This is a genomic window from Limnohabitans sp. Hippo4 (assembly GCF_003063605.1).
In the GTDB taxonomy this organism is placed as follows: domain Bacteria; phylum Pseudomonadota; class Gammaproteobacteria; order Burkholderiales; family Burkholderiaceae_C; genus Limnohabitans_A.
The window spans coordinates 178,843-193,376 of sequence record NZ_NESE01000002.1 but is presented as its reverse complement, the minus strand read 5'-3'; the positions used below and the strand labels follow the sequence as shown (position 1 = coordinate 193,376).

At 54.4% G+C, this 14,534-nt stretch carries 13 protein-coding genes; 6 read left to right on the top strand and 7 right to left on the bottom strand.

Features of this window, described 5'->3' with window-relative positions; translation table 11 throughout:
* Positions 1 to 22: 22 nt before the first annotated feature.
* From B9Z46_RS06345 to hemC, 4 genes are read right to left on the bottom strand one after another with little or no spacing between them, the layout of a single operon-like run.
* Positions 23 to 1,309 (bottom strand): heme biosynthesis protein HemY, encoded by a 1,287-nt coding sequence (locus B9Z46_RS06345; RefSeq protein ID WP_055361325.1) that lies wholly within the window; start codon positions 1,307 to 1,309, stop codon positions 23 to 25.
* 6 nt (positions 1,310 to 1,315) lie between these two features.
* Positions 1,316 to 2,380 carry a uroporphyrinogen-III C-methyltransferase gene (locus tag B9Z46_RS06340; protein WP_108255027.1) on the bottom strand — a complete coding sequence of 355 codons (1,065 nt, stop codon included), beginning with the start codon at positions 2,378 to 2,380 and terminating at the stop codon, positions 1,316 to 1,318.
* Positions 2,377 to 3,180 (bottom strand): uroporphyrinogen-III synthase, encoded by an 804-nt coding sequence (locus B9Z46_RS06335; protein WP_108255026.1) that lies wholly within the window; start codon positions 3,178 to 3,180, stop codon positions 2,377 to 2,379. Before B9Z46_RS06335 ends, B9Z46_RS06340 begins: the two co-directional genes overlap by 4 nt.
* Positions 3,177 to 4,106 (bottom strand): hydroxymethylbilane synthase, encoded by a 930-nt coding sequence (hemC, locus tag B9Z46_RS06330; RefSeq protein ID WP_108255762.1) that lies wholly within the window; start codon positions 4,104 to 4,106, stop codon positions 3,177 to 3,179. Before hemC ends, B9Z46_RS06335 begins: the two co-directional genes overlap by 4 nt.
* Positions 4,107 to 4,182: 76 nt before the next feature.
* On the opposite strand from hemC, the gene ppc reads away from it, so the two are divergent.
* From ppc to B9Z46_RS06300, 6 genes are all read left to right on the top strand, one after another.
* Positions 4,183 to 7,005 (top strand): phosphoenolpyruvate carboxylase, encoded by a 2,823-nt coding sequence (ppc, locus tag B9Z46_RS06325; protein WP_199220562.1) that lies wholly within the window; start codon positions 4,183 to 4,185, stop codon positions 7,003 to 7,005.
* 90 nt (positions 7,006 to 7,095) lie between these two features.
* On the top strand, positions 7,096 to 8,550 hold the full coding sequence (gene argH, locus B9Z46_RS06320; protein ID WP_055361328.1) for an argininosuccinate lyase: 1,455 nt from the start codon (positions 7,096 to 7,098) through the stop codon (positions 8,548 to 8,550).
* A gap of 12 nt (positions 8,551 to 8,562) precedes the next feature.
* Complete coding sequence (locus tag B9Z46_RS06315; protein ID WP_108255758.1) at positions 8,563 to 9,075, top strand: hemerythrin domain-containing protein; 513 nt, start codon at positions 8,563 to 8,565, stop codon at positions 9,073 to 9,075.
* Positions 9,076 to 9,127: 52 nt separating this feature from the next.
* Positions 9,128 to 10,282, top strand: a complete 1,155-nt coding sequence (locus tag B9Z46_RS06310; RefSeq protein WP_108255025.1) for an alpha-hydroxy acid oxidase — start codon at positions 9,128 to 9,130, stop codon at positions 10,280 to 10,282.
* An 81-nt stretch (positions 10,283 to 10,363) separates the two neighbouring features.
* A complete protein-coding gene (gene dinB, locus B9Z46_RS06305; RefSeq protein ID WP_108255756.1) occupies positions 10,364 to 11,608 on the top strand; it encodes a DNA polymerase IV in 1,245 nt (414 codons plus the stop codon).
* Positions 11,571 to 12,413: an enoyl-CoA hydratase-related protein gene (locus B9Z46_RS06300; RefSeq protein ID WP_108255024.1), complete on the top strand. Its 843-nt coding sequence runs from the start codon at positions 11,571 to 11,573 to the stop codon at positions 12,411 to 12,413. The genes dinB and B9Z46_RS06300 overlap by 38 nt, the downstream gene beginning before the upstream one ends.
* A 5-nt stretch (positions 12,414 to 12,418) precedes the next feature.
* Here the strand turns inward: B9Z46_RS06300 and queF are convergent, their stop codons facing one another.
* The 3 genes from queF to B9Z46_RS06285 all read right to left on the bottom strand — a co-directional run bounded on the left by queF (position 12,419) and on the right by B9Z46_RS06285 (position 14,528).
* Complete coding sequence (queF, locus tag B9Z46_RS06295) at positions 12,419 to 13,264, bottom strand: NADPH-dependent 7-cyano-7-deazaguanine reductase QueF (RefSeq protein ID WP_108255023.1); 846 nt, start codon at positions 13,262 to 13,264, stop codon at positions 12,419 to 12,421.
* The gene (gene yaaA / locus B9Z46_RS06290) at positions 13,261 to 14,043 is read right to left on the bottom strand and encodes a peroxide stress protein YaaA (protein ID WP_108255022.1); all 783 of its coding nucleotides are present in this window, start codon (positions 14,041 to 14,043) and stop codon (positions 13,261 to 13,263) included. The genes queF and yaaA overlap by 4 nt, the downstream gene beginning before the upstream one ends.
* 62 nt (positions 14,044 to 14,105) lie before the next feature.
* Positions 14,106 to 14,528, bottom strand: a complete 423-nt coding sequence (locus tag B9Z46_RS06285) for a rubrerythrin family protein (protein ID WP_108255021.1) — start codon at positions 14,526 to 14,528, stop codon at positions 14,106 to 14,108.
* Positions 14,529 to 14,534: the final 6 nt, after the last annotated feature.

Sequence of the window (14,534 nt, the reverse complement as noted above, 5' to 3'; positions counted from 1 at the left end):
GGGACCTTCGGGTCCCTTTTTTTCAATCCATCGCAGCTTTTTTCAAGGCTTGCAATGCAGCTGCGACATCCTCTCGCTGCTCAGCCAATTCTGCAACCGCACGCCAAGCTTGGCGCCGCAATTGTGGGTCTTCCAATGCAGGCGCAGCTTGCGCCAACAAGACTTGGGCCTTGCCCCACAGCTGACGTTTTTGACACAAGCGACCCGCTAAGAACTGCAGCAAGGCATCACGTGGATTGGCTTTTTGAGCTGTCTCAATCGACACCAACCATTCGCGCTCTTCTGGGGTGTCTTGTCCCGTGAAACTCAAATCCAGGGTTTGAACCAACTTCAGCTGCTGGGCCTTGGACAATGCTTTGTTGTTGGGCTGCAGTTTGTTCCAAATCGGTTTGAGCCAGGTTCTTGCAACGGCTGGATCACCTTTCAATTGGAGCCAATGTTGCGCCGCTTGAATGGCCAAATCGCTGGACTGGCGCTGCGCTTCACCCAGGCGTGTCCAGAGTCTTTGCAACTGACCCAATTCATGCGTTTTGGCAATCAACTCAAAGACCAAACTGCGGACCATGCTTTCAGCCGCTTCTGTTGTAAAGGCCCTGTGTTTGATCAACAACAATGCAGTGTCCAAAGCTTGAGAAGGTTCTCCCGCCAATCGCGCCGCCTTTAAACGCAAACGCATGGCCAACGTGCGGCGTGAGACGCCTTGTGGCAAGCGGTCTAACCAGAGGAGGCTCTCGGCGGCATCGCGATCGTCGAGTGACCAACGTGCAGCGCGCAACATGGCGCCCTCCATCAGAGATTGCCTCAGCCCTGCATGACCCGACATGGGTTCTTGCAAGGCGGCATCGAGATGGCCCTGCCTTGCGGCCTTGTCTTGAAGCGCGTGCGCAGATTCTGCAGCCAAGATGTGCGCCACGCTGCGAAGTGCGCCGGCATGCTCCAACACTTCGCCGGTTTCACTCAAGGACTTCTCGCGCACTAAAACCAATTCAGCGGATTTTCGGGCACGCAAAAACCGACCCTCCATGAATTGCGCCATCCCCTCCAACAAGGCGGCATGGGCTGCACGCTCCTTTTGTTGCATGCGCCAACGTTTGGCTTGCCTTGGCAACTCAAACAGTGCCGTCAAAGCGCGCTGCGCCCAGTGCATGGTGAGCAAAATCAGCACCAGTCCAAACAAGACCAGGTTCAGGGAAACGTCAACGCGGTAGGGGGTCCAAAAAATGGACACGGTGCCCACATTGTTGGACGCCAACAAAGCGGAGGCCACAGCCACCGCAAACAAACTCATGAGCCAAAGAGCAGCACGCATGGTGGTTTACTTTCCAGCTGACGCCGTGGCCAAGGCTGCCAGCGAACCATCCAAACGGGGGATGGGGCTGCCCTTGCTGAGGCTTTGCGCTTTGTCCAACAACTGCAAAGCTTGCTGCGTTTTGCGCGCACTGGGATCGAAGTATTTTTTAAGGGACACAGAGACGGCTTGCAAGTCTGACTTGGCTGTATCGCCCTGACGCGCCAGCAAACTCAAGCGCGCATTGAGCAATTTCAACTTGAGGTTTTCACGCAAAAAGAAGCCTTGCTCAGGCGCCAACAATGCGGCTTCTGGGCTGTCGATGCGGCTGACGCGCAACAAGCCGCGAGCTTCCACCAAGACACGCTCCAACGCCTGTTTCCACCAAGGGGCATTGACAGGGATACCCGCAGTTGCGTTTTCCACAGGTTTGATGGCCGTGGTTTGGGGGCGATTGTTGTCAATGGCCAAAGGCAACTCATCGGCCATGGCCACCAAATCGTCCAGCACCAGCAACATGCCAGGCAAGTCTGTGATTTGCGCAGATTTAACGGTCTCTAAATCGCGGTCAATGGCGCGCTGAATGGTCATCAAGCGAGGATTGGAGGCACGGTGCAATCGCTGTTGGGCTGTTTTCAATGCGCCCAACAAAGGCTCTAAGCTGCTGGTCAATTGCGCTTGTTGTTGCGCCAAGCGCAGCGACGATTCAATGTCCAACACCAGATTTTCATCTCGTGAGCGCGACAAGGATTGAATCAATTCTTCCAATTGCGCACGTTGCAAAGCGGCCTCACCCAAGCGTGACTCAACCAAGGCCATTCGCGCCGCACTGTCTTTGACACTGTCTTGCGCTTGTTTGGCCCAAGCTTTGGCTTCTAAGGATTGCTGACCTGCATCGGCACTTTGCCTTGCCAACTGACCTTGAATGCGGGATAACTTTTCCCATAGCAAAGCACTGAAGGCAACGGCCAAACCCGCTAAAACCAAAGGCACCCACAATGTCAGTGGGCGTCGGGCGTGCAACTCAGCCTTTGGGGCAGGCTGCAATGGGGCTGCAGAATCGGGCGAGGCGGTAGGTTGTTCAGTGCTCATGCCAGCGATTTTATAGATGCCAGCATGGAACGGATACCCGGCGCAGCAATTGACACTTGCTGCCAGCCAGATTTCTGGGCCAATTGGGCCATGCGAGGGTGTGTCACCACCGCCTTGGCCTTGGACCAGTCAATGCCGGGGCACTGTGACATCAGACTCTCAATGGCTGCGGAGCTGCTGAACAACCACACCGCACCCTGGGCCACGTAAGCCGAGGCCTGCGCCTGCAGCACCGGCGAGAGCAAGGTGGGCAAGCGCCGATATGCGGCAACAGCTTGAACATTCACTTGAGCGTTTTCAAGTTGTTGCGCCAACCAATCACGACCTGCAATGGCGCCTGATTCGTCGGCCCCCCGAATGAACAGCACGCACATGCCCGGGGTCACTTGGCCAGAAACCACTTGCCAAAGCGACTCCGAATCCAATTGCGCAGCAAGGCTCGAAGGTTGATCGATTTGACTTTCTGGAATACCGCAAGCTTTGAGCGCTGCCGCAGTGCCTGGGCCGGTACACCAAGCGCGAGCCCCTTGTTGAAAGTGCGTCAGCCATTCGGGTGATTCGGCCAAGGCTTTGGCCAAAAAGCGCACAGCATTGGCACTGACAAACATCACTGCCTGACTTTGCAACAGAAGCTCACACGCTTTTTGAGCTTCTGGTGCCGCCATGAAGTCGGACAAATCGAGCAAGGGGAACAGACTGACCTTGAAACCCGCTTCTTCCAAAGAACCCGCCCAAGATGCAGCATCTTGTTCTGGCCGGGTGATGATGACCTGCTGCATGCCGGTGGAGAGCAGGCTCAATGAGCCCCACCTCGCTTCAGATCATGGGCCACTTGAAGACCCAAGGCTTCAGCATCTTGCAGACTGCTCACCGCCCCTGAGATGGTCGCATTGACCAATTGGGTAGAGCCCTCTGGATCGCCCCATGCCGCTCTCAAGCTCAAGACATCGCCTGCCAAAGTGGCATGCGCCGCCAAGGGCATCGAGCAACTGCCGCCCATGGCACGGCTGACGGCACGCTCCGAAGCCACAGCCAGCCAGGAGGTGTTGTGAACCAAGGGTTGCAGGGCGTCCACCAAATCGGAACGGCCTTCGCAAATCTCGATACCCAATGCACCTTGGCCCGCTGCGGGCAGCATTTGGTCCGTGTCAAAAATATGTCGAATGCGATCAGACAGTTTTAAGCGCTTAAGGCCTGCTGCAGCCAAAATGATGCCGGCATATTGCCCTTCATCGAGTTTTCGCAAGCGCGTGTCCAGGTTGCCGCGCAAGGGCTCAATCTTCAAATCGGGGCGCAAAGCACGCAGCAGCACCGTTCTGCGCAGGCTTGAGGTGCCTACCACCGCTCCTTGGGGTAAGTCCATCAAACTGGCGTATTGGCTCGATACCCAAGCATCACGAGGATCTTCACGTTCCATGACACAAGCCAAGGCAAAGCCCTCGGGCATGTCCATGGGCACATCTTTGAGAGAGTGCACTGCAATGTCGGCACGGCCTTCGGACAAGGCCACTTCCAATTCTTTGACAAACAAGCCTTTGCCGCCAACCTTGCTAAGGCTGCGATCCAAAATTTGATCACCCTGCGTCGTCATGCCTAACAACTGCACTTCAAAACCACGCGATTGCAAAATGGCCTGAACATGCTCGGCCTGCCACATGGCCAGACGGCTTTCACGGGTGGCAATGACGATGGGGCGTTTTGTCAGAGTGGGGGCAGAAGGGTTCAAACCGGTAACCTGTTCGTAATATTTCAATCAAATCAAATGCTAGCATGACATCAGACCATCACCGCTCAGACTTGTCATGCCCAACGCCAGTATTCCCCCTCTGAAACGCAATTCTCGCGACAACGAACGCCCTTTGGTCGAAGACATTCGGCTTTTGGGACGAATTTTGGGTGATGTGATTCGCGAACAAGAAGGCGCCGAGATTTACGAGTTGATTGAAAAAATCCGCAAATTGTCCGTGGCTTTCAGGCGCGATGCCGATCACGCGGCAGACAAGGCTTTGAAGAAACTCCTCAAAGGATTGCCAGGCGATCACGCCGTGAGCGTCATCCGTGGCTTTACCTATTTCAGTCACTTGGCCAACTTGGCAGAAGACCGTCACCACATTCGCAGACGTGCCATCCACGAACGCGTAGGCGACACCCAAGAAGGCAGCATTGAAGTCGCGCTGCAAAGGCTTCGCTGGGCAGGCATCACGCCCAAAATCATTTCACAAACCTTGGCCCACAGTTTTGTATCGCCTGTGCTCACAGCCCACCCGACTGAAGTCCAACGCCAAAGTATTCTGAGTGCAGAACGCGACATTGCAGAGTTGCTGCATGAGCGTGACGAAATCAAAGCACGTGCTGCAGTGGTCAATGCCACCAAGGACGCATTGACCCCCAAAGAATTGGCGGCCAACGAACAACGCATGCGCGCAAGAGTGATGCAACTTTGGCAAACCCGTTTGCTGCGTTTTTCCAAGTTAACTGTGGCAGATGAAATTGAAAATTCATTGAGCTACTACGAGTCCACTTTTTTGCGTGAAATCCCCAAAATTTACGCGTCTTTGGAAGAAGCCTTGGGCACGCATCCCGTTGCACCGTTCCTGCGCATGGGCCAATGGATTGGCGGCGATCGCGATGGCAATCCCAATGTCAATGCGCAAACCCTCCAGCAAGCGCTCAAACGCCAAGCCGAAGTTGCCTTGCGCCATTACCTCACCGAGGTTCATTACCTGGGCAGCGAGTTGTCACTGTCAGCCATGTTGGTGGATTTTCCGCCCGCGATGAAAGCCTTGGCCGAGAAATCCCCTGACACCAATGCACACCGCATGGACGAGCCTTACCGCCGCGCGCTGACGGGCATGTATGCCCGCTTGGCCGCCACACTCAAATCCTTGACGGGCGGCGATGCAGCGAGGCATGCTGTTGAACCGCAAAATCCTTATGCCGATGCAAGCAGTTTTTTGGCAGATTTGAAAATCATTCAAACCTCATTGAAAAGCCATCATGCGCAGGCTTTGGCCGCTCAGCGTTTAGACCCCCTCATTCGCGCCGTTGAGGTCTTTGGCTTTCATTTGACCACCGTGGATTTGCGTCAAAGTTCAGACCAGCACGAAAAAGTAGTTGATGAATTACTTCACACAGCACGCATTGAAAAAGATTACGCCGCGCTCGACGAAACCAGCAAACGCGCTGTGCTGATGCAACTGTTGAACGACGCAAGACCTTTGCGCATCCCTGGTGCAGTCTACACAGAACACACCCAATCGGAATTGGCGATTTTTGAAGCCGCACTTGCAGCCCGCGCCACATACGGCGCAGAAGCCATTCGCCACTACATCATCAGTCACACAGAGACAGTGAGTGACTTGCTCGAAGTCCTGCTGCTCCAAAAAGAAGTGGGCTTGATGCGTGGCACTTTGGACGACAAAGCCTTGGTCGATTTGATCGTGGTGCCCTTGTTTGAAACCATTGAAGACTTGCGTAACTCGGCCAGCATCATGCGCGAGTTTTATGCGTTGCCAGGCATTGCCAATTTGGTCAAACGATCTGGCGCCGAGCAAGACATCATGCTGGGCTACTCCGACAGCAACAAAGACGGCGGCATCTTCACCAGCAACTGGGAGCTGTATCGCGCCGAAGTCGCTCTGGTGGAAGACTTTGACCGACTGGCCAACAGCCACAACATTCAGTTGCGCATGTTCCACGGACGTGGCGGCACAGTAGGCCGAGGCGGCGGGCCCAGCTACCAAGCCATTTTGGCGCAGCCACCAGGCACTGTTCGGGGTCAAATTCGACTCACAGAACAAGGCGAAGTGATTGGCTCTAAATATGCCAACCCCGAAATTGGTCGACGCAACTTAGAAACTTTGGTGGCCGCCACCTTGGAGGCCACTTTGCTACAACCGACCAAGACTGCGCCCCGCAATTTTTTAGAAACAGCGGCTCAACTCTCTGAAGCCAGCATGGCAGCCTACCGCCACTTGGTTTATGAAACAGCCGGCTTCAATGATTACTTTTTTGGCGCCACACCCATTCGAGAAATTGCGGAGCTCAACATCGGCTCTCGCCCTGCTTCGCGCAAAGCCAATCAAAAAATAGAAGACCTTCGGGCCATTCCTTGGGGCTTCAGCTGGGGTCAATGTCGCCTCACCTTGCCTGGTTGGTTTGGCTTTGGCTCAGCGGTTGAAAAGTTCTTAGATCGACCAACAGACAAAGAGCGCAAGGCAGCCTTGGCCTTGCTGCAAAAAATGGTCAAGCAGTGGCCGTTTTTCAAAACCTTGTTGTCCAACATCGACATGGTCTTGGCCAAGAGCGACTTGGCCTTGGCCTCCCGCTACAGTGAATTGGTCAGCGACGTTAAATTGCGTAAAAAGATATTTGCAGCCATCGAAACAGAATGGCATCGCACCGCAGATGTCATGACACTGCTCACCGGCGAAAAGCACCGATTGGCCAACAATCCAGCCCTGGCACGATCTATCCGCCACCGATTCCCTTACATCGATCCCCTGCACCACCTGCAGGTGGAACTGATTCGCCGTTATCGCGAAGGCAAGGCCGACGAACGGGTACAACGCGGTATTCACATCTCCATCAACGGCATTGCCGCCGGACTGAGAAATACGGGTTAAGTCCTAGGGAGACCGTTTTTCGGCATTTTCAGCTTGTTTTGAGGGTCAGTGACCGGTTTTAAAAGCCCGGCAACCCGATAAAATCTGAGAATGTCTAAAAACCAATTCGATCAAAAGTCCCAGGCCTGGTCGGCCTTATTTTCCGAGCCCATGAGCGACTTGGTGAAGCGCTACACCTCCAGCGTCTTTTTCGACAAGCGACTTTGGCAGTCGGACATTCAGGGTAGTTTGGCGCACGCCGAGATGCTGTCTGCGCAAAAAATCATCAGCGCCCAAGACTTTGCCGACATTCAGCGCGGCATGGCCCAAATTACCGAAGAAATCTCCAAGGGTCAGTTTGACTGGAAGCTGGACTTGGAAGATGTGCACCTGAACATTGAAGCGCGCCTGACGCAAATTGTGGGCGATGCAGGCAAACGGCTGCACACAGGTCGCAGCCGCAACGACCAAGTGGCCACCGATGTGCGCCTTTGGTTGGTCAGCGAAATCGATCTGATTGGCGGCTTGCTGAACGACCTGCAAAAGTCATTGATCGAAGTGGCCGAGCGCAATGTCGATGTCATCTTGCCCGGCTTCACGCACTTGCAAGTGGCACAGCCTGTGAGCTTTGCACATCACCTGTTGGCCTATGTCGAAATGTTTGCGCGCGATGCCGAACGCATGGCCGATGTGCGTCGCCGTACCAACCGCTTGCCCTTAGGCTCTGCAGCTTTGGCTGGTACAACTTACCCGCTCGATCGCGAACGTGTTGCCAAGAGCCTTGGCATGGTGGATGAAAATGGCAATGCGTGCGTCAGCCAAAACAGTTTAGATGGCGTGAGCGACCGCGACTTCGCCATTGAATTTACCGCAGCGGCGTCTTTGTGCATGGTGCACATCAGCCGCTTGAGTGAAGAACTCATTTTATGGATGAGCCAAAACTTCGGCTTTGTGAAAATTGCCGACCGCTTCACCACCGGCAGCTCCATCATGCCGCAGAAGAAAAACCCCGACGTGCCCGAATTGGCACGTGGCAAAACAGGTCGTGTGGTGGGCCACTTGATGGGCCTGATCACATTGATGAAAGGCCAACCCCTGGCCTACAACAAAGACAACCAAGAAGACAAAGAGCCTTTGTTTGACACCGTGGACACGCTCAAAGACACGCTGCGCATCTTCAGCGAAATGATCGGCGGCCAAATCAATGCACAGACCGGCCAAAAAGAAGGCGGCATCACCGTCAATGCCGAGGCCATGGAAGCTGCGACTAAAAAGGGCTATGCCACGGCCACCGATTTGGCCGACTACTTGGTCAAAAAGGGCTTGCCCTTCCGCGATGCGCACGAGGTGGTGGCACACGCCGTCAAAACAGCCCAAACCCAAAACTTGGACTTGAGCGAACTGCCACTAAGTACCTTGCAGCAATTCAACCCGGCCATTCAAGCCGATGTGTTTGAGTGCCTCAGCTTGGTGGGCTCCTTGAATGCCCGCAAAACTTTAGGCGGTACTGCGCCAGATCAAGTGCGTCAACAAATTGCGCGTCATCATGCGCGTTTGAATTTCTAAAAGGTAGAGATGATGGAAGCCACGCAAACCGAAGCCACTTCTGTGTCGCCCTATGCAGCAGGCCTGAACTGGACGTCTGAGTTGCACACAGGTGATGAGCGCATGGACCACACTCACGAAGAGTTTGTGACCATGCTGAATGCCTTGCTGCTAACACCGCAAACAGAGCAGCTCAATTTGTACCGCGAATTTCTGAACCACACGGTAGAACATTTCGCCCAAGAAGATCGCTGGATGCTGGCCACAGGCTTCAGCGAAGACAACTGCCATGCAGGTCAACACGCCACCATTTTGGAAACCATGCGTGCTGTTGAAACTCATTATGTTCAAGGCGACCATGAGATCATTTCACGCTTGGCAGAGGCGCTCGCAGAATGGTTTCCGCAACACGCTGCCAGCATGGATGCAGGTTTGGCGCAGCACTTGAAATCTGTGAACTTTGACAGCGTGACAGAAACGCTGGCCGATCCCTCCGTGATTAAGAATGTCACCATGTCAGGCTGTGGCAGCGTCAGTTGCAGTTGATACACTTGAATCGCCCAAACCGCAATAAAACCATCCGCATTGGAAATTAAAGATGTCCGTGATCACCACCATTGAAGAACTTCGCATCCTGGCCCAAAAACGTGTACCCCGCATGTTCTACGACTATGCAGACAGTGGCTCATGGACTGAGAGCACCTACCGCGCCAACGAAAGCGATTTTCAGAAGATCAAGCTTCGTCAGCGGGTGGCTGTCAACATGGAAGGTCGCAGTACCGCCACCACCATGATTGGCCAAAAAGTGGCCATGCCAGTGGCCATTGCGCCAACTGGCTTGACTGGCATGCAACACGCCGATGGCGAAATCTTGGCAGCTCGCGCCGCCAAAAAATTTGGCATTCCCTTCACGCTGTCCACCATGAGCATTTGCTCGATTGAAGATGTGTCCAAAGGCACCGACGGTCACCCCTTCTGGTTTCAGTTGTACGTCATGCGAGACCGCGATTTCATTGAGCGCTTGATTGAACGCGCACGCGCTGCCAATTGCTCTGCGTTGGTCATCACCTTGGACTTGCAGATCTTGGGTCAGCGTCACAAAGATTTGAAAAATGGTTTGTCTGCACCGCCCAAATTAACGCTGGCCAACATGATCAACATTGCCACCAAGCCTCGCTGGGCTTTGGGCATGTTGGGCACACCCCGCCGCGAGTTTGGCAACATCGTGGGTCACGTTAAGGGCGTTGAAAACATGGGCTCCTTGTCCGCGTGGACAGCGCAACAGTTTGACCCTCGCCTGAATTGGGGCGATGTGGAATGGATCAAAAAACGCTGGGGCGGCAAAATTATTTTGAAGGGCATTCAAGACGTTGAGGATGCGCGTTTGGCCGTTGAAAGCGGTGCCGATGCCATGATTGTGAGCAACCATGGTGGCCGTCAACTCGACGGCGCACAAAGCAGCATTGAAGCCCTTCCCGCCATTGTGGATGCCGTGGGCAAGCAAATTGAAGTGCACATGGACGGCGGCATTCGCAGCGGTCAAGATGTACTGAAGGCGCGCGCACTGGGTGCACAAGGCACCTACATTGGCCGCGCATTTTTGTACGGCTTGGGCGCCATGGGCCAACCGGGTGTTGAGAAAGCCCTGCAAATCATTCACAACGAACTCGATTTGACCATGGCCTTTTGCGGTCGCACGCATATGGACACGGTCGACAAGAGCATCTTGTTGCCAGGCACTTTTCCCCAGTAAAACGCGCCAATCTGCTTTGAGTTTGTGACCGACCCCAAAGCACCTGCATCGCCGCTGAAGCGGCGCATTGCCCACCTCGACATGGACGCGTTTTACGCGTCGGTCGAGTTGTTGCGTTACCCACAACTCAAAGGCTTGCCGGTGGTGATTGGCGGCGGCAGGCGCAAGGAAGATGACTTGCTAGGACGCCTGCGGGCAGCGCACCCAGACTACGAATGGACCGCCGACAACCTGTCTGAAATTCCTCTGGATTTTTTTCCACGCATCGAAGGCTACACAGGCCGAGGTGTGATCACCACGGCCACTTACGCCGCTAGGCAATTTGGCATTGGCTCGGCCATGGGTCTCATGAAGGCCGCCAAGCTGTGCCCGCAGGCCATTTTGCTGCCCGTGGACTTTGACCAATACCGGCACTACTCCAGAGTCTTCAAGGGCATCATCACCGACATTGCGCCGCTCATGGAAGATCGCGGCGTGGACGAGGTCTACATCGATTTCACTGAAGTGCCAGGTGGGCAACGCGAAGGTGGCAGGGTCTTGGCACGCCTCATTCAAAAATGCATTTTTGAGGCCACAGGGCTGACCTGCTCGGTGGGCGTTGCACCCAACAAACTGATTGCCAAAATGGCGAGTGAGTTCAACAAGCCCAACGGCATCTCCATCGTTCATGAAGAAGACTTGCAAACAGCCATCTGGCCACTCAGTTGCCGCAAGATCAACGGTGTGGGTCCCAAGGCCGATGAGAAACTCAAGCTACATGGCATTGAAACTATTGGCCAGTTGGCCGCTTGTGAATTGCATTGGTTGCAAATGCACTTTGGCAAAGTCTATGGCGCCTGGCTGCATGAAGCCGCATGGGGGCGAGACGACCGCCCCATCAGCACCGAAAGCGAGCCTGTCAGCATCAGCCGTGAAACCACCTTTGAAACCGACCTGCATGCCGTGCGCGACAAAGAAGAACTGGGCAAAGTGTTCACGCGTCTGTGCCAACAGTTGGCGGCCGATTTAAAGCGCAAAGGCTATGACGGCAAAACCATTGGCATCAAGCTGCGCTACGACAACTTCAAAAGCGTGACGCGAGATCAAACCCTCACCTTCTACACGCAAGATGCCGCAGAAATTCGCAAGTTTGCTGGGTTGTGCTTGAAGCGCGTCGACCTGACCCGCAAACTACGGCTGCTGGGCGTCCGCGTCGGCTCTTTGGTCAAACACGGGACAGTCCCCGAGAACAACGCAAGCTACAGTTCGCAAAACCCCACCCACCCTGCTCTGCACGAGGCCGATCCCCATGGACAAACTCAATTGCTTTTCTTTGACGATGAATGACCACGTTGCGCATTTGGTGCTGAACAAGCCCGAATCGCTCAACACCATGCATCCCACGTTTTGGCGCGAACTCGACACCGTGCTGCACCAGCTGAACAACGAAGGCAAAGCCAGAGCCTTGGTCATTTCCAGTACCGGCAAACATTTTTCGGCGGGCATGGACTTGGAAACATTTTCAGGCGCCATCTCGATGGATGCCGACAGCCCTGAAGGTCGAGCCGCCATTTATGACTCGCTCACCGACATGCAATCGACCTTCACCTTGTTGGAAAGCATGCGAATTCCCGTCATTGCAGCCATTCATGGCGGCTGCATTGGCGGCGCTGTTGACATGGTGACGGCCTGCTGCATTCGCTACGCCACGCAGGATGCGTTTTTCTGCATTCAAGAAATCAACATTGGCATGGTGGCCGATGTGGGCACGCTGCAGCGCCTGCCCAAATTGTTGCCGATGGGTTTGGTCAAAGAGTTGGCCTATACCGGTCGCAGGTTAAGCGCAGCCAATGCTTTGAACCACGGCTTGGTGACGCAAGTGTTTGACACGCAAGAAGCCATGGTGGCGGGCGCCTTGGCCTGCGCCAAAGAGATGGCCAATAAACCACCCGTGGCCATTTGGGGCACCAAGCAAGCCCTCAACTACGCGCGCGATCACAGTGTGGAAGACAGCCTGCGCCAAATGGGTTGGCTGCAAGGCGCCATCTGGAGCAACCCACACATTCGCGAAGCCATTGTGGCGGCCAAAGAAAAACGTCCGGCCAACTTCCCGCCCTTATCGCCTCTCAAAGGTTTTAAAACCTACGGCTAACGCGCTTACTGCCTGGCCGTGCGAATATTGGCCGGAGGTGATTGCGGATGGCTGGTGCGCCAAGGATTGATGTCCAGCCCACCGCGACGCGTGTACCGCGCATACACCGTGAGCTTGAGAGGTTTGCAGCGCGTCCAGATGTCCATGAAGATGCGCTCAACACATTGCTCATGGAATTCATTGTGATTTCTGAAACTCACGATGTACTGCAGCAAGCCCGCCTGGTCAATTTGTGCGCCTGAATAAGAAATTTGCACACTGCCCCAGTCGGGTTGCCCTGTTACCAGGCAATTACTTTTGAGCAGATGGCTCACAAAAGTTTCTGTCACGGGCGCTTCATTGTGTTCTGCCGTGAGCAACTCGGGAGCCGGTTGATACTGGGTGCACTCAATGTCCATGCGGTCCAAATTCAGGCCGTCCAATTCGTGCACGGGCTCTTTGTCAAATTCTTCGGGCAAGATGATCTTCACACCGCAGCGCGCTTTGATTTGGCTCCCATGCCACAAGGCTTGATCCAAGTCTTCGCGCATGCAATCGCGCACTGCTTGCGCATCCACAAACTTTGTGGCATTGAAACTGTTCAAGTACAACTTGAACGATTTGCTTTCAATGATGTGTGTGCTTTCTGCAGGCACTGTGATGTGCGCCAGCGCCACTTGGGGCTTGCCTTTTAAGTTGAGCCACGACAGCTCAAAAGCTGTCCACAGATCGGCGCCAAAGAAAATGGGCGCACCTTGAATGCCCAGTTCTGCTCGTTTGACTGAACGAGGAATGGGAAATAAGAGAGAAGCGTCGTATTGGTCAACATACGCACTGTTTTTTCCCAATTGGGATTGTTCAGGCTGGTTCATACAACACCTTTTACGCGACGGCGAAACACCCAACGGTTTTCGTCAGACGCGGAAGCCACAAAGCCATAGCCATCGGCATCAAAGTCTTTGAGCTTCTCTGGATTTTTGATTTGTTTTTGAATGGCGTAGCGCGCCAGCAGCCCGCGCGCCCGTTTGGCAAAAAAGCTGATCACTTTGTATTTGCCGCCTTTGTAATCTTCAAACACACACTCCACCACGCGGGCCTGCAGCGTTTTGAGATCGACCGCTTTGAAATACTCTTGCGATGCCAAGTTGATGATGACGGGTGTTTTGTCTTTGCTCAGTCGCTGATTCAGGTAATCCGCAATGCTGCTGCCCCAAAATTGGTACAAGTTTTTGCCACGCGGATTGGTCAAAGCCGTGCCCATTTCCAAGCGGTAAGGCTGCATCCAATCCAAGGGGCGCAACACGCCATAGAGGCCACTCAAAATACACACATGGTCTTGCGCCCATTCAAGGTCTTTGACTTTGAGTGTCTTGGCGTCTAAGCCATCGTAGACATCGCCATTGAATGCCAAGACGGCTTGCTTGGAATTCTTGGCCGTGAATTTGGGACGCCATGTTTCATAACGCGCCACATTGAGCGCCGCCAAGTTGTCGCTCAAGTCCATCAACTCTGCAATTTGCGCAGGTGTTTTGGGTTTCAACACCTCAATCAACTCGGCTGACTGACTGACAAATTGAGGCAAGGTGTGTGACACGCCTTCCACGGGTGTCTCGTAGTCCAACGATTTAGCGGGTGATAAAAGTAACAACATGCGCAGAGCCCTTTGAGGACGCCATTATCTGGCAACTGGCCATCGGCTGGGATGTGCGCCTTTCAATCCACCAAGTCGTTCAATGCTTTTTCGTAGCGCAGGGTGTGCGATCGCTCAGCCTTGGCCAAGGTTTCAAACCAGTCGGCAATGTCATCAAAGCCTTCCTCCCGCGCCGTCTTGGCCATGGCGGGATAGACATGGGTGGACTCGTGCGTTTCACTGGCCACAGCGGCCGCGAGGTTTTGGCGGGTGTTGCCCATGGGCAAGCCTGTGGCGGGGTCGCCAGATTGCTCGAGGAACTCCAAATGGCCGTGCGCATGCCCCGTTTCGCCTTGGGCAGAGGACCGAAACAAGGCGGCCACATCGCTTTTGCCTTCTAAGTCTGCTTTGTTGGCAAAGTACATGTAACGCAGTTGCACCTGCGATTCAATGGCAAAAGCCTCTTTGAGGCATTGTTCGGTGCGAGAGCCTTTGAGTTCAGCCATGTCATT

What these genes read in the sequence shown, in the direction of transcription:
- B9Z46_RS06345 (WP_055361325.1), bottom strand. Translation starts at nt 1,309, where the DNA reads ATGCGTGCTGCTCTTTGGCTCATGAGTTTGTTTGCGGTGGCTGTGGCC.
- B9Z46_RS06340 (WP_108255027.1), bottom strand. Translation starts at nt 2,380, where the DNA reads ATGAGCACTGAACAACCTACCGCCTCGCCCGATTCTGCAGCCCCATTG.
- ppc (WP_199220562.1), top strand. Translation starts at nt 4,183, where the DNA reads ATGCCCAACGCCAGTATTCCCCCTCTGAAACGCAATTCTCGCGACAAC.
- argH (WP_055361328.1), top strand. Translation starts at nt 7,096, where the DNA reads ATGTCTAAAAACCAATTCGATCAAAAGTCCCAGGCCTGGTCGGCCTTA.
- B9Z46_RS06315 (WP_108255758.1), top strand. Translation starts at nt 8,563, where the DNA reads ATGGAAGCCACGCAAACCGAAGCCACTTCTGTGTCGCCCTATGCAGCA.
- B9Z46_RS06310 (WP_108255025.1), top strand. Translation starts at nt 9,128, where the DNA reads ATGTCCGTGATCACCACCATTGAAGAACTTCGCATCCTGGCCCAAAAA.
- dinB (WP_108255756.1), top strand. Translation starts at nt 10,364, where the DNA reads ATGGACGCGTTTTACGCGTCGGTCGAGTTGTTGCGTTACCCACAACTC.
- B9Z46_RS06300 (WP_108255024.1), top strand. Translation starts at nt 11,571, where the DNA reads ATGGACAAACTCAATTGCTTTTCTTTGACGATGAATGACCACGTTGCG.
- queF (WP_108255023.1), bottom strand. Translation starts at nt 13,264, where the DNA reads ATGAACCAGCCTGAACAATCCCAATTGGGAAAAAACAGTGCGTATGTT.
- yaaA (WP_108255022.1), bottom strand. Translation starts at nt 14,043, where the DNA reads ATGTTGTTACTTTTATCACCCGCTAAATCGTTGGACTACGAGACACCC.
- B9Z46_RS06285 (WP_108255021.1), bottom strand. Translation starts at nt 14,528, where the DNA reads ATGGCTGAACTCAAAGGCTCTCGCACCGAACAATGCCTCAAAGAGGCT.